Raw genomic sequence first — 21803 nt, forward strand, 5'->3', positions numbered from 1 at the left:
CATAATCGCCTTTCCGCTTTACCGGTTCGGGCAGGATCGCTAGTTTCCGCCCCAACACCTTCATCGGCCTGGACTTTCCGTCACAAGTCCATGGCCCAAGCGGGCCTCAGACCCGCACCGAGGAAACGGTTCCCGAGGAGCGCCATGGCTGCAGCCGACGCCGTCCCCATTCTCGTCGCGGAAGGTCTGACCAAGACCTTCGCCGGCTTCACCGCCGTCAACAACGTCAACCTCTCGGTCCGGCGCGGGACGATCCATGCGCTGATCGGCCCGAACGGCGCCGGCAAGACGACCTGTTTCAACCTCTTGACCAAGTTCCTCACCCCGTCCGGCGGGCGCATCCTCTACAAGGGCGAGGACATCACCGGCCTGAAGCCGGCCGACGTGGCGCGCCTCGGGCTGATCCGCTCGTTCCAGATCTCGGCGGTCTTCCCGCATCTGACCGCGCTGGAAAACGTCCGCGTCGCCCTGCAGCGCCAGCGCGGCAATTCGTTCGACTTCTGGCGCTCCAAGTCGGTGCTCGGCGTCTACGACGCGCGTGCGGCCGAACTCCTGGAGGATGTCGGCCTGGCCGAATTCATCCACACCCGGGCGGTGGAACTCTCCTACGGCCGCAAGCGCGCGCTGGAGATCGCCACCACGCTGGCGCTCGACCCGGAAATGATGCTGCTCGACGAGCCGATGGCCGGCATGGGCCATGAGGATATCGAGCGGATCACGGCGCTGATCCGCCGGGTCGCCGCCAACCGCACCGTCCTGATGGTCGAGCACAATCTGAGCGTCGTCGCCGAATTGTCGGACACGATTACGGTTCTGACCCGCGGCCAGGTGCTGGCGGAAGGCGACTACGCGACCGTCTCGACCAATCCGGCCGTGCAGCAGGCCTATATGGGGGATGCCGATGGCTGAGGCGGCGAACGGGGCCCTGCTGACGGTGGCGGGCCTGGAGGCCTGGTACGGCGAATCCCACATCCTGCACGGCGTCGACTTCCACGTCCGGCCCGGCGAGGTCGTGACCCTGCTCGGCCGCAACGGCGCCGGCAAGACGACGACGCTGAAGTCGGTCATGGGCATGATCGGCAAGCGCTCCGGCTCGATCCGGTTCGACGGCGCCGAGACCATCCGGCTGACCTCCGACCGGATCGCGCGCGCCGGCATCGCGCTGTGCCCGGAGGAGCGCGGCATCTTCGCCAGCCTCGACGTGAAGGAAAACCTGACCCTGCCGCCGGTCGTCCGGCCGGGCGGGCTCAGCCTGGACCAGATCTTCGAACTGTTCCCGAACCTCAAGGAACGCCTCGGCAGCCAGGGCACCAAGCTGTCGGGCGGCGAGCAGCAGATGCTGGCGATCGGCCGCATCCTGCGCACCGGCGCCCGCCTGCTCATGCTCGACGAGCCGACCGAAGGTCTCGCGCCGGTGATCATCCAGCAGATCGGCCGGACCATCGCCCGGCTGAAGCAGTCCGGATTCACGATTCTGCTCGTCGAGCAGAACTTCCGCTGGGCCTCGAAGGTCGCGGACCGGTTCTACGTCATGGAACACGGCCGTGTCGTCGACGGCTTCGCCAGTGCCGACCTGGAAGCCAACAAACAGAAACTTCAAGACTATCTCGGCGTCTGATCGGCCGAGCAAGAGAGGAAAGAGCCCATGCAGTCTCGCACCATCACCGCGCTGCTCGCCGCCGTTGCGGCGACCGCGCTGACCGTCGGTTCCGCGACGGCGCAAGACAACAAGACCGTCCGCATCGGCAACCTGTCCGACCAGTCCGGCCTCTATGCCGATCTCGGCGGCCCCGGCTCGACGCTGGCCGCCCAGATGGCGATCGAGGATTCCGGCCTCGTCGCCAAGGGCTGGAAGATCGACGTGATCGCCGGCGACCACCAGAACAAGCCCGACGTCGGCACCAACATCGCCCGCCAGTGGTACGATGTCGACAAGGTCGACGTGATCGTCGACACGCCGAATTCCGGCGTCGCGCTCGCCGTCAACCAGGTCACGCGCGAGAAGAACAAGGCGTTCCTGAATTCCGGCGCGGCGACCTCGGACCTGTCCGGCAAGGCCTGCTCGCCGAACACCGTCCACTGGACCTACGACACTTGGATGCTGGCGCACGGCACCGGCGAGGCGGTCGTGAAGTCCGGCGGCGACAGCTGGTTCTTCCTGACCGCCGACTATGCCTTCGGTCACGCGCTCGAGCGCGACACGACCGAGGTCGTCAAGGCCAACAAGGGCACGGTCACCGGCGCGGTCCGCCATCCGCTCAACACCGCCGACTTCTCGTCCTTCCTGCTGCAGGCGCAGTCGTCGAAGGCCAAGATCATCGGCCTCGCCAATGCCGGCGGCGACACCACCAACTCGATCAAGCAGGCGTCCGAATTCGGCATCGTCGCCGGCGGGCAGAAGCTCGCCGCCCTGCTGCTCTTCCTGCCCGACGTGCACGCGCTCGGCCTGCAGGTCGCCCAGGGGCTGACCTTCACCGAGACCTTCTACTGGGACATGAACGACCAGACCCGCGCCTTCTCCAAGCGCTTCTCCGAGCGCATGAAGAACAAGATGATGCCGTCCATGGTCCATGCCGGCGTCTATTCGGCGGTGCTGCACTATCTGAAGGCCATGGAGGCGCTCGGCGGCAATCCCGGCGACGGCGCCAAGGTGGTCGCCAAGATGAAGGAAATGCCGACCGACGACGCGCTGTTCGGCAAGGGCACCATCCGCGCCGACGGCCGCAAGATCCATCCGGCCTATCTGTTCGAGGTCAAGAAGCCGGCCGAGTCCAAGGGTCCCTGGGACTATTACAAGCTGGTCGCCACCATCCCGGCCGACAAGGCCTTCCGGCCGGCCGCCGAGGGTGGCTGCTCGCTCGTGAAGTGAGCGTCGCCGCGATCTGATCCCGGCTGCGGGGCGCGTCCCGTCCCGCAGCCGCTTCGGACCCGGCCGCCCGCCTCCCGCGGGACCGGCCGGCCCGCCCGCCTTCTCAGCGACATCCCGGAACCCGGTGCCCGGAGCCGCCATGCAAGCCCTTTACGGACAGCTCGTCGTCGGACTGATCAACGGGTCCTTCTACGCCCTCTTGAGCCTCGGGCTCGCCGTCATCTTCGGCATGCTCAACATCATCAACTTCGCCCACGGCGCCTTCTACATGATGGGCGCCTTCGCGGCCTATTTCCTGCTCAACTGGGCGGGGCTCGGCTATTGGTGGGCGCTCCTGCTGGCGCCACTGATGGTCGGCGCGGTCGGCGTGCTGGTCGAGCGCACCATGCTGCAATGGCTGACCGGGCTCGACCATCTCTACGGGCTCCTGCTGACCTTCGGGCTCGCGCTGGTCATCCAGGGCGTGTTCCAGAACGAGTTCGGCTCCTCCGGCCTGCCCTATGCCATTCCGGCCGAACTGCGCGGCGCGCAGAATCTCGGCTTCATGTTCCTGCCCAACTACCGGGCCTGGGTGATCGTCTTCTCGCTGGTGGTCTGCCTGGCGACCTGGTTCGTCATCGAGCGCACCAAGCTCGGCGCCTATCTGCGCGCCGCGACCGAGCGCCCGGAGCTGGTCCGCGCCTTCGGCATCGACGTGCCGCGCATGATCACGCTGACCTACGGCTTCGGCGTCGCGCTGGCGGCGCTCGCCGGCGTGCTCGCCGCCCCCATCAACCAGGTCCGGCCGCTGATGGGCGCCGACTTCATCATCGTGGTCTTCGCCGTGGTGGTGATCGGCGGCATGGGCTCGATCATGGGCTCGATCGTGACCGGCTTCGCGCTCGGCCTGATCGAGGGCCTGACCAAGTATTTCTATCCCGAGGCTTCCAGCACGGTGGTCTTCGTCATCATGGCGATCGTCCTGCTGGTCAAGCCGAACGGCCTGTTCGGAAGGACCGCCTGACATGACCAGCGCGACCCATGCCGCTCCGGGTTCCGCCCCGCCGGCCGCCGCCTCCGGCCGCCTCGGCGCACGCGCCGAGATCCTGGCCTTCCTGGTCATGGCCGGCCTGCTCGCCGCTCTGCCGCTGACCGGGCTGATCTACCCCTACTTCCTGATGCAGGCGCTGTGCTTCGCGATCTTCGCCTGCGCCTTCAACCTCTTGATCGGCTATGTCGGCCTGCTCTCCTTCGGCCACGCCATGTTCCTCGGCACCGGCGGCTACATCGCCGCCCATTCCGCCAAGGTCTGGGGCTTTCCGCCGGAACTGGCCATCCTGGCCGGCCTCCTCGCCGCCGGGGCGATCGGCACCCTGGTCGGCCTGCTGGCGATCCGCCGGCAGGGCATCTACTTCGCCATGACCACGCTGGCGCTGTCGCAGATGGTCTATTTCGTCTACCTGCAGGCGCCCTTCACCCATGGCGAGGACGGCATCCAGAGCGTGCCGCAGGGCCGGCTGTTCGGCCTCTTCGATCTCTCCCAGCAGCAGACCTTCTACTATGTCGTGCTGGCCGTGTTCCTGATCGCCTTCCTGTTGATCCGGCGCATCGTCAACTCGCCCTTCGGCGACATCCTGAAGGCGATCCGCGAGAACGAGCCGCGCGCCATCTCGCTCGGCTACCGCACCGAGCGCTACAAGCTGATGGCCTTCGTCCTGTCGGCGACGCTGGCCGGCCTCGCGGGCTCGGTCAAGGCGCTGGTCGCGCAGAACGCCTCGCTGACCGACGTGCACTGGACCATGTCGGGCGAGGTCGTGCTGATGTGCCTGGTCGGCGGGCTCGGCACCATCTTCGGGCCGGTCATCGGCGCGGTGGTGATCATCGCCATGCAGCAATATCTGGCCGGCTTCGGCCAGTGGGTGCTGGTCATCCAGGGCGTGATCTTCATCGCCTGCGTGCTCGCCTTCCGGCGCGGCATCGTCGGCGAGATCATCGCCTTCGCCCAGTGGCGCGGCGCCGAGAAGCGCTGACCGCCGCCGAACCGACGCCCGCCGGCGGCCCCATCCGGTTCGCCGCGGACCGGCCCGTCGACAGCGACCGGGACGGCAGAGCCCGATCCGATGGTCGTCGACGGACCGGCGGCCGCCCGCCGTCGCGAGGGGGACGGAGCCCGGCCATGCGGATCGCCGCCTACCGCATGCCGGCATTCCCGGCTATCCAGTCCGTCCGGCGGATAGATATGGGGTTTTGCGGGTGGCAACGGCGGAGATCGACGACAGGGGCGGCGCCGGGACGCCCGGGCGGGCCTGGCTGGCACCGCTCCTCTTGACGCTGGCGGTACAGTCGGTCGCCTCCTTCCTGCTGCGCCTGCCGCCGACCGTCGGACCGATCCTGACGGCCGAACGCGGCGTCTCGCCGGCCGCGGTCGGCTATCTGTCCGGCGCGGCGATGATCGGCTCGATGCTGTTCCTGCTCGCCGGCGCCCCGCTGATGGAGCGGGTCGGCTCGGTGCGCACGCTGCAGATCGGCCTCGTCGCCGGCGCCTTCGGGGTCGCCCTGATGGCGCTGCCGTCCGGCCCCGTGCTGATCGCCGCCGTGGTGCTGATGGGGCTCGGCTACGGCCCCTCGACGCCCGCCGGCAGCGACATCCTGCACCGCTTCGTGCCGCCGCATCGGCAGGCCCTGGTCTTCTCGATCAAGCAGGCCGGCGTCCCGATCGGCGGCGTCCTGGCCGGGCTGATCCTGCCGCCGCTGGTCGAGCATGGCGGCCTGACCGCGGCGCTGGCGGTCTCGGCCCTGATCGCGCTGGCGACCGTCCTCGCCGTCCAGCCGGTCCGCCGCCGGGTCGATCCGGCCGGGCCGGAGGGCCCGCCGCTGACGCTCGCCCGCTTCCTGTCCCCGGACAACCTGCTGACCCCGATCCTGGTGCTGCGCTCGACGCCCGGCCTCGTCCGCCTCGCCCTGTCGGGCCTGATGCTCGCGGTCAGCCAGGGCGTCTGGATCGCCTTTCTGGTCACCATCCTGGTCGACCGCTTCGGGCTCGGCCTGATCGCCGCCGGCGGGCTGTTCGCGATCATGCAGACCGCCGGCATCGTCGGCCGGATCGGGCTCGGCTGGATCGCCGACCGGATCGGCTCCGGCACGCTGACGCTCAGGGTCGCGGCGGGACTGTCGGCCGCCTGCACGCTGGCCCTGGCGCTGCTGCCGGCCACGACGCCGATCCCGCTGGTCGCCATGCTGTGCACGCTGGCCGGGGCGACGGTGACCGGCTGGAACGGCGTCCAGATCGCCGAGGTCGCACGCATCTCGCCGCGCGGGCGGGTGCGCGAGACGGCGGCCGGGGCGACGCTCCTCTTGTTCACCGGCTACGTGCTCGGGCCGATGGCCTTCGCCCTCGCCGTCTCGGCGACCCACGGCTATGCCGGCCCGCTGCTGGCGGTCGCGCTCTTGACCGCGGTCTCGGCCCTGGTGCCGCGCGGCACCACCGGCGCGGACGTCAGCCGGCCTTGAGCAGGTAGCCTTCCAGCGCCGCCAGGGCGTTGATGTGGTTGGAGCGGATCAGCGCCGCGGCGAGCTGCGGGTCGCCGTCCTCATAGGCCTTGATCAGGCGGGCATGGTCGTCGAAGGAGCGCGCCATGCGGCCCGGCTGCGACAGGCTGAGCCGGCGCAGGCGCGCCGTGCGCAGGAGCAGCGAATCGAGGATGCGTTTGACGGTGCGATTGCTGGCGAGCTGCGTGTTCAATTCGTAGAAATCGACATTGGCCCACACGAAGCCGTTCAGGTCGCCGGCGCGGTGGGCGGCTTCCATCGCGGCGAAATGCTCGCGTAGCGCCTGCAGCCCCTCGGGGGTGATCGCCGCGGCGACATCGGCGGCGATCATCTCGAACAGCACCGCACGGGCGCGATAGATCTCGCGGATTTCGGCCAGCGCCGGCGAGGCGACGCGCGGACGCTTGCGCGGCGGCACGTCGACCAGCCCCTCCTTCTCCAGGAGCATCAGCGCCTCGCGGATCGGCGTGCGGCTGGTGCGGTAGCGCTTCGACAGCTCGACCGAATTCAGGTCGTCGCCCGGCCGGCGGATGCCCTCGATGATCTCCGCGCCGGTCTCCGAAGCGATCCGCGCGACCAGGGACGGCCGGTCGTGCCGCTCGGCCACGATCCGGGTGACCAGGGCCTGGGCGCGGGCAAGCGACTTGAGGTCGAGATCGCGCGCCGCGGCCCCCGCTTCCATCGCCTCGATCGGGCCTTCGCTATCGGCGCGCATTTCGATCTTCACCCCTCGGAACGCCCCGAATCTACCAAGACGCCGCGGCTCCCGCCAGCCCCTACCGCCGCGGCATCGACGCCCCTTGGGTGGCTGAATGTCCACACTTAATGCCAACATAGATGATATGCCTTCCATATTGTCCGGCTCTGTGCATCATAGTGTCGACATATTGAAGATCGACCCCAACAAGAGCGAGGGAGCGAGACGCCATGGTCGGTGGAGCATTGTTGACGGGAAACATGGAACACCTGCGCCGCCCGTTGGTGCGCAACGTGAAGAAGGGGCAGCGCGCGCTGGTGCTCAGCGACACCGCGCACGACCCGCGCGTCTGGCAGGCAGTGATGAGCATACTGCAGGAGATCGGGGCGGACGTGACCGTGACCCTGTTCGAGCGCCGCCCGGCCGACTACTACGACCCGCCGGCCGCGGTGTGCGAGGCGATGATGAAGTCGGACGTGAACGTCCTGATCGCCTCGACCGGCATGCTGCATTGCGCGGCGAGCCTGCGCTCCATGGAGGCCGGCATTCCGTCGATCTGCCTGGATGGCGGCATGCAGCTGGAATGGATGCAGTCGGGCGCGATCACCGAGGACATGCGCCAGGTCGCGGTGCGCAAGCACTATGTCGGCGCACGCATCTTCGGCGCCGACGCCAAGATGTGCCGCGTCACGTCTCGCTACGGAACCGACTTCACCTACAGCGTCGAGAACAAGATCTGGGTGCCGCCGCTGCCCGGTCCGGACTACGACGCCTACAAGATCGTCAACTTCCAGAAGGACGAGAACCGTCCGGCCGGCAAGCTCTACTACTATCTATACCCGACCGGCGAGTTCAACGTCGCCCCGAACGAATATACCGCCAACGGCAAGCTGGTCATCGACCTGACGATGCACCATCTCGGCCGCCTGTCGAGCCCGATCGAGCTGACGGTCGAGAACGGCAAGGTGATCAAGATCGACGGCGGCGCGGATGCCCGCATCCTGCGCGACTTCCTGGCCACCTATGGCGACGAGAACGCCTATATGTGCCCGGCGGAGGCCTCGGTCGGCGTCAATTCCAAGGCGGTCATTCGCGGCATCCAGCGCGAAGACAAGAACATCATGGGCACGATGCATTTCGGCCTCGGCACCAATGTCGATGTCGGCGGCTCGATCTTCTCCAAGATCCACATGGACGGCGTGATCCTGCACCCGACCCTCTATGTCGACGGCGTCAAGCGCATCGAGGACGGCAACTTCCTGGTCGACATCGAGGGCTAGCCGGCGGCCCCGCCGGCCCGGACCGCCGGCCTTTCGGAATGCCGCGGCCTTTCGAAATGCCGCGGCCCCCAGCCCCCCTCATCCGGCCTTCGCACACCTTCTCCCCCTTTGCAGGGGGAGAAGGGGAAGGAGCCGGGAGATCAGGGGGCTGATGCCCAGACTCCTGCATCGCGTATGCGCCGATTTACCCCAATCCCCCAACGCGTTATCCCCTTCGCCCCCCGTGGGGGGAGAAGGTGCCCGAAGGGCGGATGAGGGGGTCGATCCCGCGTCAACGCCCCAAGCCCGCGGTCCGGCCGCCGCCCACGCCGACGAACCGCGAGACTTTCACACTGCCGCTAAATCCAAGCCTCCCTATCCGGCCTTCGGCCATCGTCTCCCCCTTGGAGGGCTGCGTGCCGGGTGCGGCGGTGATCAGCACCTCCGTACGCGCGCCCGCGTGCACCAAAAAAGGCGAGAAAATCGCCCACTCCTCATCCTTCACTAGCCCCCGAACCGCAACCGCTCTCCTGCAAAGAGCAACCATGAATAGGACCGACGTCTACTTTCGGATTCTCCTAGTCAAAATTCAATATACTCCTCGCCCTACGGAGAAATCACTCATGCTGAAACCAAAAGGGCGAGCGGGCGCTTCACCGAACTGTTAATCATCGAAATCAGAATTATGCACAATTTCAATCTGCACCTTATCTTCTGAAAAAATGATTGATAAATTCAACTCATCTTGAATTTCTGATGACTCAAAAGCAGCAAAAGGAATAAACTCAACGCCGTCCTCTTCACCAAACATATGGCATTTGCTCTCCCACCACTCAGAGAATTCCATCTTCTCTGGATTACATTCGTCTGCAAAAATAACTTTGTTCAGGCGCTCATCAGGGAACAAAGCGTTACTCATCAGATAGACTCCACGATCCCCGACAAGCCACAAACCCGGTCCGGTCTCGAGGCCATAAAATGGATGATGAGCATCTGCAAGTTCACTTTCATTTATAAGCATACGGACATCATCCCAACGGAATGTCAGTGGCATAAGAATCTCCAACATAGGCAAAATGATAAGGTTACCTCTGCTATCTTTAAATCATTTTCTATCATTCATGATATTTGCACAAGGGGATCTGTTCACTAGAAATACTGCAATGGCAACGAAGCCGAAGCCACGGCGGCGTCGCGTTCTGGATTGCGAGACGCTTGGTCTGCAAGGCTGCGCTTTCAACGTGCCCGCCGACCACCAACCCAAGTGTTTAGTCCCCGCATTTGATCGATCGAAACGATAATCACTAGTTCTGACTCGTCAGTCCAGCCTTTGCATATGAACTCGTAGGGCGTGAGGCGTCTTAGGGCCTTTATGCGGCGCTCCCGTGGTGATCCTGGTTACTAGCGTGTCCTTTCAGCTCTGCGGAAAGACTGCACTATCAAATGCCGGGATCACACAAGGTGCGCCCGGCCGGTATGAGCCGTCACCCGCCCCGCGGCGCGTTGAGCGGGCGGACCGGGGTGCCGGCCAGGAAGCCTTCGACCGCCTCGATCGTGTCGGCATAGATCAGGCGGAAATTCTCCTCGGCGACATAGCCGAGATGCGGCAGCAGGAGCGCGTTGTCGAGGCTGCGCAGCGGATGGTCGCCCGGCAGCGGCTCCTGGTCGAAGACGTCGAGGCCGGCGCCGGCGATGCGGCCGGCCTGCAGGTGGGCGACCAGCGCCGTCTCGTCGACGATCGGCCCGCGTGAGGTGTTGACCAGATAGGCGGTCGGCTTCATCAGCCCGAGCTCGCGCGCGCCGATCAGGCCGCGGCTGCGCTCGGACAGGCGCAGGTGGATGGAGACCACGTCGGCGGCGGCCAGGAGATCGTCCTTGGCGACCCGTGTCGCCCCGGCGGCGGCGGCCTTCTCGTCGGTCAGGTTGGCGCTCCAGGCGATCACCTTCATGCCCAGCACCTGGCCGAAGGCCGCCATCCGGCTGCCGATGGTACCGAGGCCGATCAGGCCTAAGGTGCGGCCGTGGAGGCCGATGCCGACCGTCTCCTGCCAGCGCCCGGTGCGCATGCCGAGCGCCTCGCGCGGGATGTGGCGGACGAGGGCGAGCATCAGGCCGAGCGTCAGCTCCGGCGTCGCATGCGGCCAGCTGCGGGTGCCGCAGACCTGGACGCCATGGGCGGCGGCGGCTTCCAGATCGATCGCCGCATTGGCCATGCCGGCGGTGACCAGCAGGCGCAGCCGCGGCAGCCGGGCGAACAGGGCGGCGGGAAACGGCGTCCGCTCGCGCATGGCCAGGATGGCGTCGTAGGGCGCGAGCCGCTCGGCCAGCCGGTCGATGTCGCCGATCGGCCCGTCGAGCGCGTCGACGGTCACGGCCGGTGCCAGCCGCTGCCAGTCGCCGAGCGCGAGGGCGACCCCCTGGTAGTCGTCGAGAAGGGCGAGACGCACGGGATCCAATCCTCCGAGGGCGAACGCATTGAGACGGACAGGGCCGCGGGCTATCCCCGGGACGGGCAGCCGGACCGGCGACGCGGCGCCCACCGGACGGACCGCTGGCGGCGAACCGCAAACGGATTCGAAAGGCTTGCAAAAGCCGCGCAACGGACCGGCAAGGACTTGCAGGACGTTGCACGGATTGCAATGGCCCGCACGGCATATCCGGGCCGCGCCGATCCCGTGCCGAAGCCGGCGACGGCCCGGCCGGCACGCCGGCGACGGATGGCGACTGGCGGCGGGCGGATGGCGGATGGCGGATGGGCGCCGGACCGGGCGTGTGACGCGACCCTGCGTCAAGGTGCTTGCGTTCGCAAGCCCGATCGTCGACCATCGAGAATGCATTGTCCATCGGCCGCAGGGCCCGACGCGGAACGCCATGGCAGCCATCACCAAGCAGGATTGGGTCGCGCAGGTGCTGCGCGAGCGCATCATTGCCGGCCAGTATGCCCGCGGCGACAAGCTGAAGCAGGCCGAATTGGCGGCCGAGCTCGGCGTCTCGATCACGCCGGTGCGCGAGGCGCTGCTGACCTTGCAGGCGGAAGGCTATGTCGGCGGCAACCCGCACAAGGGGCTGATCGTGCCCCACCTGGTGGCCGGCCAGGTGCGCGAGATCTACGACCTGCGCCTGATGCTGGAGCGCGAGCTGACCGCGATCGCGGTCGCGCGGATCACGCCGGGCCGGTTCCGCGAGCTGCAGGACCTGCAGCGCGACGTGGCCCGCGCCATCGAGGCGGGCGACCTGCTCGCCGTGCGCACCGCCAATGTGCGCTTCCATTTCGGCCTCTATGCCATGGCCGAGCGGCCGCAGACGCTGCATTTCGTGCGCGTGCTGTGGTCGAAATATCCCTTCACGGCCCAAGACACCCGCAGCGACCGGCCGAACCGCATGCGTCACGAGCATGACGACATCCTGGCCCACATCGCCGACGACGACCCGTCCGGCGCCGTCGAGGCGATGGTCGCCCATATCCGCAGCGGCTGGCGCGAAGGCGGCCACGGCCTCGTGGTCTGATCGAGACGGATGGCACCCAACCGTCTCGATCAGACAACTAACTCTTTGACGACGTGGTCAATTCACTCTGACATTTGCGGGACGCACATGTCAGATTTTGACCACTCGCCACCACCGAAACCGCCGCCGCGGTCTGAAAGGCCCGGGCGGAACGCCCCTCCATCGCCCGCCGCGACGCGGGGCGCCCGCGCCCCTGCGGGCTTCGCCGCCGCCGCGCCACACGACCGGATCCCGACCGACCATGAGCCCTGCCGCAAACACCCCGACCGCCGCACCGAACGCCGACGCCTTGTCGGCCGCCTCCCTGTCCTCCGCCCTGCCCGCCCCGATCGCCACCCTGGATGCCGCCGCCGAGCGGATCGAGACGCCGTGCGGGGCCGGATCGATGGTCTGGCGCGCCTGGGGCGCCGGGCGGCCGGTCGTGCTGCTGCATGGCGGCTACGGCTCGTGGCAGCATTGGGTGCGCAACATCCCGGCGCTCGCCGCACGCCGGCGGGTCTATGCGGCCGACATGCCGGGTCTCGGCGATTCGGCCGATGCGCCGGAGCCGGTCGTGCCGGAGACGATCGCCGCGATCCTGGCCCGCGGCCTCGACGCGATCGGTCTGGCGCCGGCCGAGACGGACCTGGTCGGCTTCTCGTTCGGCGCCCTGATCGGCAGCCATCTGGCCGCGCACCGGGCGGGACATCGTTCGCTGACCATCGTCGGGGCCGGCGCGATCGGCGCGGCGCGGCGGGCGATCACGCTGGAGCGGACCGATCTCGGCCTGTCGCCGGCCGAGCTCGCCGCCGCCCATCGCCGCAACCTGAACCGGCTGATGATCGCCGATCCGGCCCGGATCGACGCACTCGCGGTCGCCATCCAGACCGACAATGTCGCGCGCGCCCGGGTCAAGAGCCGCCGCTTCGCCGCCTCCGCGTCGATCCTGGAGGCGCTCCGGCGCGCCGAAATCGGCCGGCTGCATGTCGTCTGGGGCGAACATGACGCGATCGCGGCCGGGAATTTCCCCGAACGCGAGCGCCTGCTCCGGGCCATCCGCCCCGACCTGACCTTCGACCTCCTCCCCGATGCCGGCCACTGGGCCGCCTACGAGCAGCCGGAGGCTTTCGACGCGCTGCTCGAGCGCCTGATCGGCTGACACCGACGGGCATGGAATGATCGCCGGTCTTCGATACGCGGGTCTCTCATGCCTCTGACGCCTATGAGAAATTCGCGTTGCTTCAACGGCCCGATGCGTCAGCGTCCCGGGCCGTTGGCAGGACACCCCGTTCACGTCCGGCAAATCCGATATGCCGGCCGCGTCGATTGCGGCACGATTTTATAGGATGCATTCTTTCTCGGCGAGACGGGCCGCGGACCCTCCCCGAAGGGTCCGCCACAAGACCCCGCCGTCCGAGGAGATCGAATTCATGCAGGACGACGCGGCGCGAGCTGCCGAGCTGAGGCCCGAGCGGCATCAGGCGGGCGCCCACCCCGAAGCCGGCACCCACCCCGAAGCGGGCGCACACCCCTATCCGGGCACCCGCCCTTACGCGGGCATACGGGTGATCGATCTCACCCGGCTGTACGGCGCCTATGCCACCCGGCTGTTCGCCGATCTCGGCGCCGAGGTGATCCGGGTGGAACCGCCCGGCGGCGGCTCCGACCGGCGACTGCCGCCCGCCACCGCGGGCGCATTGGCCGCCGGACAGGGCGGCGTGCCCTTCGCGTTCCTGGCCCTCAACAAGAAGAGTGTCGTGGTCGACCTGACCACGCCGGCCGGCCGCGACATCCTCAAGGCGCTGGTCGCGACCGCAGCGGTGGTGGTGGTCGAGCCCGAGGCGGAGGACGGCCTCCTCGCCGACATCCTGGCGGTGCCGGGCGTGCGCGTCGTGACGGTCATCACCCCGTTCGGCCTGACCGGCCCCTATGCCGGCTTCGCCGCGTCCGATCTGGTCGTGCAGGCGCTCGGCGGCATCGTCTGGCTGTCGGGCGAGCCGGGCAAGCCGCCCTTGAAGATCGCCGGCGAGCAGAGCCTGTTCGTCGCCTCGCTCTATGCCGCCGCCGCCACCGCCATCGCGCTCTGGGATGCGGAGACCCGCGGCGCCGGCCATGTCGTCGATGTCTCGGCGCAGGAATGCATCGCGCACTCCCTGCAGAACGCCGTGCAGGTCTTCGACCTCGAGGGCCGCGTCTCGACGCGCGGCGGCGAAGGCACCCGCGACGCGACCGAAAGCGCCTTCGCGTGCCAGGACGGCTGGGTCTTCCTGGCCGCGCCGCTCGCCCTGCAGGCCTCCTGGTCGGGCCTTCTCGCCTGGATGAAGGAAGAGGGCTTCGACGGCCATGCCGCGCTGACCTCCGCCCCCTGGCAGGACCGGCCGCGGCGGACGACGGCGGCCATGAAGGCCGAATTCAAGGTGCTGATCGAACGCTTCCTGGCCGACAAGACCAAGGCGCGCTGCGCCGCGGAGGCGCTGAAGCGCAAGATCGTGATGGCGCCGGTCGCCTCGATCGCCGATCTCGGTGCGGATCCGCAGCTCCTGTTCCGGCGCTTCTTCCAGACCGTCGCCATGCCGGGGATCGGGTCCGAGGTGACCATCCCGGGCGCGCCCTACCGGCTGTCCGAACCGGTCTGGGCGATCGACCGCCCGGCCCCGCGGCTCGGCGAGCATGACGCGGAGGTGCTCGGCCGGATGAACCAGGGCCATCCGGGCCGCGCCGATCCGGCCGGACGGGCCAGCGCGTGAGGAGATGGCGATGACCCCCGATTTTCTGGCCGGCATCCGTTTCGCCGATTTCACCTGGGCCGGCGCCGGTCCCTTCTCGACCAAGATCTTCTCGGACTTCGGCGCCGAGGTGCTGAAGATCGAGGGCGTCGCAAGGCCCGATCCGGTCCGCGTCGGCGGCCCGTTCAAGGACGGCGTCTTCGGCATCAACCGCAGCGGCTACTTCGCCTCGCGCAATACCGGCAAGAAGAGCGTCGCGATCAACATGAAGAACCCGGACAGCCGGGAGACGCTCTACGCGATCATCCGGCAGTCCGACATCGTCAGCAACAATTTCGGACCCGGCGCCATGGAGCGCCTGGGGCTCGGCTATGACGATCTCGTCCGCATCAAGCCGGACCTGATCTATCTGTCGATGCCGATGTATGGCGAGGACGGGCCGCTGGCCGGCATGACCGGCGTCGGCATGACCATCAGCGCGGTCACCGGGCTGATGGCGGCGACCGGCTACGAGGGCGAAGGCCCGCTCGGTCCGGGCACCCATTTCCCCGATCATGCGGCCAATCCCTACCACGCCGCCTTTGCGGTGATGGCCGCCCTGCGCCACCGGCGGGCGACCGGGCGGGGCATGAAGATCGACCTGTCGCAGGTGGAATCGACCATCAACTGCATGGGCCTGGCGGTGGTCGAGGCGGCCGCGACCGGCCGCGAGCAGCCCCGCCTCGGCAACCGCTCGCCGCACCATGCCCCCCATGGTGTCTTTCCTTGCGCGGGCGAGGACAGCTGGTGTGCGATCACGGTGCTCGACGACCGGCACTGGCAGGATCTGTGCGCGGTCATGGGCGACGAGGCGCTCGCGGCCGATCCCGCCCTCAAGACCGAAGCCGGACGGCTCGACTCCGTCGACCGGGTCGAGGCCGCGGTCTCGGCCTGGACGCGGGGCCTGTCGGCGGAGGCCGTCATGGCGGCCTGCCAGGCGCGCGGCGTCCCGGCGGGCGTGGTCTCGACCTCGCGCCGGCTGATGCAGGACGACCCGCAACTGCGCCACCGCGACTACTGGCAGGTGGTCGACCATCCGGAGATCGGCCCGGCCCGCTTCACGGCGCCGCCGTTCCGGCTCGACGGCGAGCGGATCGACCTGAAGCGCCCGCCGCTGATCGGCGAGCATACCGACAGCGTTCTCGCCGACCTGCTCGGCTACAGCCCCGAGCGCATCGCCTCGCTGCGCGCCACAGGAGTGCTCGAATGACCGCCCGCGATCTTGCCCGGGTCGGCGCCGTGATCGGCGTCGGCGAGAGCGACTATGTCGGCGACCATGCCCGGGTCCGCGCCGGCGAGAAGCCGGCCGATTCCTACGGCTATGCGGCGGATGCCTTCCGGGCCGCGCTCGCCGATGCCGGCATCGGCCGCGACGAGATCGACGGCCTGATCGTCGGCCCGACGCTCGCCTACGAGCGGACCGGCGAGATCCTCGGCATCAATCCGCGCTGGGGCGGCCAGGCCGACGCGATGCTGGCGGTGATCGAGGCCTGCATGGCGATCCGCTCCGGCCTCGCCGAGGTGGTCGCGCTGGTCTACGGCAACGACCAGCGGTCCGCCGCGATCCAGTATGGCGGGCCGGAGGCGATGGGCGGGAACATGTTCTTGTCCTACGTCTACCACGCGCCTTGGGGCTTCACCTCGCAGGGCGCCCTCTATGCCATGATGTTCCGCCGCTTCGGCGAACTGACCGGCTGCACGGAACGCGATCTCGGCGAGGTCGCGGTCGCCCAGCGCCATGCCGCCAGCCTCAATCCGCATGCCCTGATGCGCAAGCCGATCACCATCGAGGACTACATGGCGGCGCGCTACATCTGCGAGCCGCTGCGCCTGTTCGACTATTGCCTGATCAACGACGGCGGCGTGGTGCTGATCATCGCCGAGGCCGAGCGCGCCCGGAAGATGGCCCGCAAGGCGCCGGTGCTGATCCACGGCGTCGGCCGCTCCGATCTCAACCGCGGCGCCACCAGCCTGGAGCCGCGCCTGCTCGAATTCTACCGCCCGGCGCAGGAGGCCTGCGCGGCGCAGGTCTATGCCATGGCGGGCGTCGGCCCCGAGGACATGAGCGCGCTGCAGATCTACGACAGCTTCTCGTGCCACGTCCCCTTCGCGCTGGAAGGCTACGGCTACTGCCGCCCCGGCGATGTCGGGCGCTTCATGCGCGAGGACGGCATCGGGCTCGGCGGGCGCATCCCGGTCAATACCGGCGGCGGCCATCTGTCGGAAAGCTACATGCAGGGCTGGGCGCATCAGGTCGAGGCCGTCCGGCAGGTGCGCGGGGAATGCGGCGCCCGCCAGGTCGCGGCGCGCGGCGCCGGCGACAGCCGCTTCGTCCACTACAACTCGGACGTGGCCGGCAAGGCCGTCTCCATCATCTACGGGAGCTGAGCCCCATGGCCAATTCTGCCGCCGTCCTGTCGATGTATGACGAGCCGATGTGGGAAAGCATCCGCGCCCATGACTGGCACCTGCAGCAATGCGACGACTGCTCGGAATGGCGCTACCCGCCGGGACCGTGCTGCCCGAAGTGCCTGTCGCCGCGCTCGACCTGGCGTCCGCTCTCCGGACGCGGCGAGATCGCCTCCTGGGTGGTGTTCCACCGCCAGTATTTCGACAACTGGCCGCCGCCCTACAATGTCGTCGCCGTCAAGCTCGCCGAGGGACCGCTGGTCATCTCCAACCTGACCGGGCCGGAGCCGGAGGGCAGCTGGATCGGCCGGCCGGTCGAGGTCGCCTATGGCACGGATGCCGCCGGCACGCTTCTCCCGCAGATGCGCCTCGCCGAATGAGCGACGCCGGAACGGCCCGGGAGACGGCGGAGACGGCGTCCGGTTTGCTGCCCGGCATGCTCGACGGACTTCGCGTCGTCGAGACCGCCGACGAGCGGGGCGAGTATTGCGGGCTGATCCTCGCCGGGCTCGGCGCCGAGGTGATCAAGCTCGAACCGCCGCAGGGCTCGCCGACCCGGGCGATCGGTCCCTTCATCGACGATCGTCCCGGTCCCGACCGCTCGCTGCACTTCCTCGCCATGAATCGCGGCAAGCGCTCGGTCGTGATCGAGGACGGCGAGGCGATGCGGGCCTTGCTCAACTCCGCCGACATCCATCTCGACGCGACCGGCGGCGCCGCGCTCGCCCGGTTCGGCCTCGATGGCGAAGCGGCGCGCGCGCTGAACCCGCGCCTGATCACCGCCCGGATCACGCCCTTCGGCGACACCGGGCCGTGGAAGGACTTCAAGGGCTCCGATCTCGTCCATCTGGCGCTCGGCGGCATCATGATGAACTGCGGCTACGACGCCGCACCGGACGGCTACGACCTGCCGCCGATCGCCCCGCAGCTCTGGCACGCCTATATGATCGCCGGCGAGCAGCTGGCCGTCGGCATCGCGGCCGCGCTGATCCGGCGGCTCAAGGACGGCGCCGGCCAGGACGTCTCGGTCGCGATCCACGAGGCGGTCGCCAAGAATACCGAGCTCGACCTGATGTCCTGGGTCATGCGCCGGGCGCCGCTCTACCGGCAGACGGCGCGCCACGCCGTCGAGACGCCGAACCGGACGCCCAACATCGCCAACACCAAGGACGGCCGCTGGGTCATGTCCTGGGGCGTCTCGGCGCGCGACAAGGCGAAGCTGGTGCCGTTCCTGAAGCGCTGGGACATGGCCGCCGACCTGGAACCGCCGCCGGCCGATGCCGACCTGTCGGCGCGCAACGTGCCGGGATCGACCGATGCCGACGAGGCGGCGAACCATGTCCAGGACGTGGTGCAGCGCTTCGTGCGCGCCTTCCGCTACGAGGCCGTGCCGTGGCGGGCCGCGCAGGAGGCCGGGCTGCTCTGGGCGCCGGTGCGCAAGCCGCACGAGAATGCCGAGGACCCGCACTGGCTGGCGCGCGGCACCTTCGCGGATCTCGACCATCCGGAACTCGGCCGGACGCTGCGCTATCCGGTCTCGAAATGGCGCGCCTCCGCGACCGCCTGGCAACCCGGTCCCGCCGCGCCGCGGCTCGACGAATATGGCCCCGCGCTGCGCGCCGCCCTCAAGGCCGCTGCCGGACAGGCGACGGAGGCCGCCCGTCCGGGCGCGCCCGGCCCGGCCCGCCGCGCTCCGGCGACCGCCATGGCCGAGCGGGCGCCGCTGGCCGCGCGGCCGGACGTGATCTCGGCGCGCGGGCGGCCGATGCCGGTCGGCGGCGTGCGCATCTTCGATTTCTCCTGGTTCCTGGCCTCGGCCGGCGGCACCCGCTTCCTGGCCTCGCTCGGGGCCGAGGCGATCAAGGTCGAATGGAAGGAGAACCCCGACACCCGGCTCGCCGCCATGGCGCCGGTCGGCGGACGGGCGGCGCGGGCGGCCGCGACCGGCCCGCTCAAGGGCGTCACCGATCCCGACATGGGCGGCCAGTTCAACCACAAGAATGCCGGCAAGCGCGGGCTGTCGCTCAACATCCGGCATCCGAAGGGCCTGGCCATCGCCAAGGACCTGATCCGGCTGTCCGACGTGGTCGCCGAGGGCTTCTCGCCCGGGGTTCTGGAACGGCTCGGCCTCGGCTGGGACGTGCTGCGCGCGATCCGGCCGGACATCATCTATGTGCAGCAATCCGGCATGGGCTCGGCCGGCCTCTATGGCCGCTTCCGCACCGTCGGACCGGTCGCCGCCTCCTTCGCCGGCACGACCGACATGTCCGGGCTGCCGGAACCGGCCATGCCGGCCGGCTGGGGCTATTCCTATCTCGACTGGGCCGGCGCGCACGGTTTCGCGCTCGCCATCCTGGGCGCGCTGCATCACCGGGAGCGGACCGGCGAGGGCCAGTGGATCGACAGTTCGCAATGCGAGGCCGGCATCTATCAGACCGCGATCCCGGTGCTCGACTGGTCGGCCAACGGGCGCCCCTGGGCGCGCATCGGCAACCGCTCGCCCTACAAGCCGGCCGCCCCGCACGGCGCCTATCGCTGCCGCGGCACGGATCGCTGGCTCGCCGTCGCCTGCTTCGACGAGACGGAATGGCAGGCGCTGCTCGGCGTGATGGGGCGCGCGACGCTCGCCGACGATCCCCGCTTCGCCACCCTCGCCGATCGCCTGCGCCACCAGGATGCGCTCGACCGGGCGGTGACCGCCTGGACGCTCGATCAGGACGCCCGCGCCGCCATGTTGCGCCTGCAGGCCGCCGGCGTGCCGGCCGGGCTCTGCCAGACGGCCGAGGATCGCATCGACCACGACCCGCAACTCGCGGCGCTCGACTGGATGACCGAGGTGACCGGCAGCCGGATCGGCCGCTGGCCGGTGCCGGAATTCCCGGTCCGCCTCGCGCGCACGCCGGCCTATGCGGGTGGCCCGATCGATCGCGGCGCGCCCTGCTACGGCGAGGACAACACCAGCATCCTGACGGATCTCCTCGGATTCTCGGCAGACGAGGTCCGGCGTCTCGCCGAAGAGGGGGTCCTGTGAGCCGGACGACGAACCGCACCATTCGGGGAGAGCATCGATGAGTCCCGCCGTCGAAATCATCGACTACCAGCGCTTCCGGCCTTGCGTGGTCGGCAATGCCCGGATCGAGGTGCTGCATACCGGCATGCTCTGGGCGGAAGGCCCGGTCTGGTTCGCCGACGGGCAGTATCTGCTCTGGAGCGACATTCCGGCCGACCGGATCTATCGCTGGTGCGAGGGCGGCGGGGTCAGCGTGTTCCGCAGCCCGTCCAACAATGCCAACGGCAACACGCGCGACCGGCAGGGCCGCCTGATCACCTGCGAATCCGGCGCGCGCCGCCTGACCCGGACCGAATATGACGGCACGATCACGGTGCTCGCCGACCAGTATCGCGGCCGGCGGCTCAATTCGCCGAACGACGTGGTGGTCAAGTCCGACGACACGATCTGGTTCACCGACCCCGACTACGGCATCCTGTCCGACTATACCGGCACCAAGGCGGAGAGCGAACTCGGCTTCCGCCCGGTCTTCCGCTACGACCCGAAAACCGGCGATCTCGCCATCGCCACCGACCGGATGGTCCGGCCGAACGGCCTCGCCTTCTCGCCCGACGAGAGCATCCTCTATGTCGCCGATACCGGCGGCTCGCATCAGCAGGGCGGGCCGTTCCACATCCTGGCCTTCGACGTGGTCGAGGGCCGCACGCTGGCCAATCCGCGCATTTTCGCCAAGCCCGATGTCGGGGTCTCCGACGGCTTCCGGATCGACGAGGACGGCAACCTGTGGACCAGCGCCGGCGACGGCGTGCACTGTTTCGCACCCGACGGGGCCCTGATCGGCAAGATCCGGTTTCCCGAGGTGATCAGCAACCTGACCTTCGGCGGCGTCCGTCGCAGCCGCCTTTTCGTGACCGGCGCCTCGACGCTCTATTCGATCTTCGTCGGCCGGCGCGGCATCCAGACCCCCTGAAGCGAGGCAGACCGATGACCGAGCCCCTGTTGCATTCCGACCGGCGCGGCGCCGGACCGCTGGCCGTGCTGCTCCACCCCGTCGGCCTCGACGGGACCTTCTGGGGCGCCCTGCCCGACCGGCTCGCCCGGACCCACACCGTCGTCGCGATCGACATGCCCGGCCACGGCCGGTCCGGCCCGGCGGCGCGGCCCGGGCGGATGGACGCCTGCGTGGCGGCGGTCGCGGCGGTGATCGAGGCCGAGCGCGCAGGGCCGGCGGTGGTGATCGGCCTCTCCTTCGGCGGCATGGTGGCGCAGAATCTCGCCCTCGCCCGCCCGGACCTCGTCGCCGCCCTGATCCCGTCCGGCTGCGGCGGCCGGATCCCGGAAACGGCGCGCCCGGCCATCCTGGCACGCGGCACCGACGCGGAGACCGGCGGCATGGCGGCCGTGGTCGAAGGCACGATCGAGCGCTGGTTCACGCCGGGCTTCCGCGCCACCGCGGCGGCCGAGGCCGTGCGCCGGCGGCTCCTCGCCGACGATCCGTCCGGCTGGTCAGCGGCCTGGGAGGCGATCTCGGGGCATGACGCGCTCGACCGCCTCGGCGCCGTGCAGATGCCCGCCCTGGTGATCGGCGGCGAGGCCGATGCGGCGACCCCGGTCGAGGCCGCCCGCGCGCTCGCCGCCGCCATTCCGGGCGCCGAACTCGCCATCCTGCCGGGCGCCCCGCACATGATGCAGATCGAGAGCCCCGACCTCTATGCCGCGGCGATCGAAGGCTTTCTCGCCCGTCGGGGTCTCTAGACGCTTCGCGCCGGAAAGGGAGGCG

Annotated in this window: 19 protein-coding genes; 16 read left to right on the forward strand and 3 right to left on the reverse strand. The window is 69.0% G+C overall.

Translation table 11 applies throughout. The features are described from left to right. Positions 1 to 144 precede the first annotated feature (144 nt). The 6 genes from ABB55_RS04225 to ABB55_RS04250 all read left to right on the forward strand — a co-directional run bounded on the left by ABB55_RS04225 (position 145) and on the right by ABB55_RS04250 (position 6358). On the forward strand, positions 145 to 909 hold the full coding sequence (locus ABB55_RS04225; protein WP_054357699.1) for an ABC transporter ATP-binding protein: 765 nt from the start codon (positions 145 to 147) through the stop codon (positions 907 to 909). Next, on the forward strand, positions 902 to 1618 hold the full coding sequence (locus ABB55_RS04230; RefSeq protein WP_054357700.1) for an ABC transporter ATP-binding protein: 717 nt from the start codon (positions 902 to 904) through the stop codon (positions 1616 to 1618). The genes ABB55_RS04225 and ABB55_RS04230 overlap by 8 nt, the downstream gene beginning before the upstream one ends. A 27-nt stretch (positions 1619 to 1645) precedes the next feature. Further along, complete coding sequence (locus tag ABB55_RS04235; RefSeq protein ID WP_054357701.1) at positions 1646 to 2869, forward strand: ABC transporter substrate-binding protein; 1224 nt, start codon at positions 1646 to 1648, stop codon at positions 2867 to 2869. Positions 2870 to 3008: 139 nt separating this feature from the next. Further along, positions 3009 to 3872 (forward strand): branched-chain amino acid ABC transporter permease, encoded by an 864-nt coding sequence (locus tag ABB55_RS04240; protein WP_054357702.1) that lies wholly within the window; start codon positions 3009 to 3011, stop codon positions 3870 to 3872. Position 3873: 1 nt separating this feature from the next. Further along, positions 3874 to 4878: a branched-chain amino acid ABC transporter permease gene (locus ABB55_RS04245; protein ID WP_083463336.1), complete on the forward strand. Its 1005-nt coding sequence runs from the start codon at positions 3874 to 3876 to the stop codon at positions 4876 to 4878. A 223-nt stretch (positions 4879 to 5101) separates the two neighbouring features. Then, positions 5102 to 6358 (forward strand): MFS transporter, encoded by a 1257-nt coding sequence (locus ABB55_RS04250; protein ID WP_152981914.1) that lies wholly within the window; start codon positions 5102 to 5104, stop codon positions 6356 to 6358. Here the strand turns inward: ABB55_RS04250 and ABB55_RS04255 are convergent. Continuing rightward, positions 6345 to 7112, reverse strand: coding sequence for a GntR family transcriptional regulator (locus ABB55_RS04255; RefSeq protein ID WP_244471965.1), 768 nt, complete (start codon positions 7110 to 7112; stop codon positions 6345 to 6347). The two genes, ABB55_RS04250 and ABB55_RS04255, sit on opposite strands and share 14 nt — an antisense overlap. A 230-nt stretch (positions 7113 to 7342) precedes the next feature. Here ABB55_RS04255 and ABB55_RS04260 point away from each other — a divergent pair, with 230 nt between their 5' ends. Next, positions 7343 to 8374, forward strand: a complete 1032-nt coding sequence (locus ABB55_RS04260; RefSeq protein WP_160321150.1) for an aminopeptidase — start codon at positions 7343 to 7345, stop codon at positions 8372 to 8374. 643 nt (positions 8375 to 9017) lie between these two features. Here ABB55_RS04260 and ABB55_RS28680 read toward each other — a convergent pair. Beyond that, the gene (locus tag ABB55_RS28680) at positions 9018 to 9407 is read right to left on the reverse strand and encodes a DUF3085 domain-containing protein (protein ID WP_160321151.1); all 390 of its coding nucleotides are present in this window, start codon (positions 9405 to 9407) and stop codon (positions 9018 to 9020) included. Between the two features lie 430 nt (positions 9408 to 9837). Further along, positions 9838 to 10800: a D-2-hydroxyacid dehydrogenase family protein gene (locus ABB55_RS04270; protein WP_054357706.1), complete on the reverse strand. Its 963-nt coding sequence runs from the start codon at positions 10798 to 10800 to the stop codon at positions 9838 to 9840. A 424-nt stretch (positions 10801 to 11224) separates the two neighbouring features. On the opposite strand from ABB55_RS04270, the gene ABB55_RS04275 reads away from it, so the two are divergent. The 9 genes from ABB55_RS04275 (at position 11225) to ABB55_RS04315 (ending at position 21778) form a co-directional block, all read left to right on the forward strand. After that, positions 11225 to 11860, forward strand: coding sequence for a GntR family transcriptional regulator (locus ABB55_RS04275; protein ID WP_054357707.1), 636 nt, complete (start codon positions 11225 to 11227; stop codon positions 11858 to 11860). Between the two features lie 241 nt (positions 11861 to 12101). Continuing rightward, the gene (locus ABB55_RS04280; RefSeq protein ID WP_054357708.1) at positions 12102 to 12998 is read left to right on the forward strand and encodes an alpha/beta fold hydrolase; all 897 of its coding nucleotides are present in this window, start codon (positions 12102 to 12104) and stop codon (positions 12996 to 12998) included. A gap of 271 nt (positions 12999 to 13269) precedes the next feature. After that, a complete protein-coding gene (locus tag ABB55_RS04285; protein ID WP_160321152.1) occupies positions 13270 to 14586 on the forward strand; it encodes a CoA transferase in 1317 nt (438 codons plus the stop codon). Between the two features lie 10 nt (positions 14587 to 14596). Next, positions 14597 to 15814 carry a CaiB/BaiF CoA transferase family protein gene (locus ABB55_RS04290; RefSeq protein ID WP_054357710.1) on the forward strand — a complete coding sequence of 406 codons (1218 nt, stop codon included), beginning with the start codon at positions 14597 to 14599 and terminating at the stop codon, positions 15812 to 15814. Then, complete coding sequence (locus tag ABB55_RS04295) at positions 15811 to 16992, forward strand: thiolase family protein (RefSeq protein ID WP_054357711.1); 1182 nt, start codon at positions 15811 to 15813, stop codon at positions 16990 to 16992. Before ABB55_RS04290 ends, ABB55_RS04295 begins: the two co-directional genes overlap by 4 nt. Before the next feature lie 5 nt (positions 16993 to 16997). Continuing rightward, positions 16998 to 17393 (forward strand): Zn-ribbon domain-containing OB-fold protein, encoded by a 396-nt coding sequence (locus ABB55_RS04300; protein ID WP_054357712.1) that lies wholly within the window; start codon positions 16998 to 17000, stop codon positions 17391 to 17393. Then, the gene (locus ABB55_RS04305; protein WP_200911999.1) at positions 17390 to 20044 is read left to right on the forward strand and encodes a CaiB/BaiF CoA-transferase family protein; all 2655 of its coding nucleotides are present in this window, start codon (positions 17390 to 17392) and stop codon (positions 20042 to 20044) included. Before ABB55_RS04300 ends, ABB55_RS04305 begins: the two co-directional genes overlap by 4 nt. Positions 20045 to 20081: 37 nt before the next feature. Next, on the forward strand, positions 20082 to 20993 hold the full coding sequence (locus ABB55_RS04310; protein ID WP_054357713.1) for an SMP-30/gluconolactonase/LRE family protein: 912 nt from the start codon (positions 20082 to 20084) through the stop codon (positions 20991 to 20993). Between the two features lie 14 nt (positions 20994 to 21007). After that, positions 21008 to 21778, forward strand: a complete 771-nt coding sequence (locus ABB55_RS04315) for an alpha/beta fold hydrolase (RefSeq protein ID WP_054357714.1) — start codon at positions 21008 to 21010, stop codon at positions 21776 to 21778. Positions 21779 to 21803 lie beyond the last annotated feature (25 nt).

The sequence above is a fragment of the Prosthecodimorpha hirschii genome (genome assembly GCF_001305515.1).
GTDB classification, from domain to species: domain Bacteria; phylum Pseudomonadota; class Alphaproteobacteria; order Rhizobiales; family Ancalomicrobiaceae; genus Prosthecodimorpha; species Prosthecodimorpha hirschii.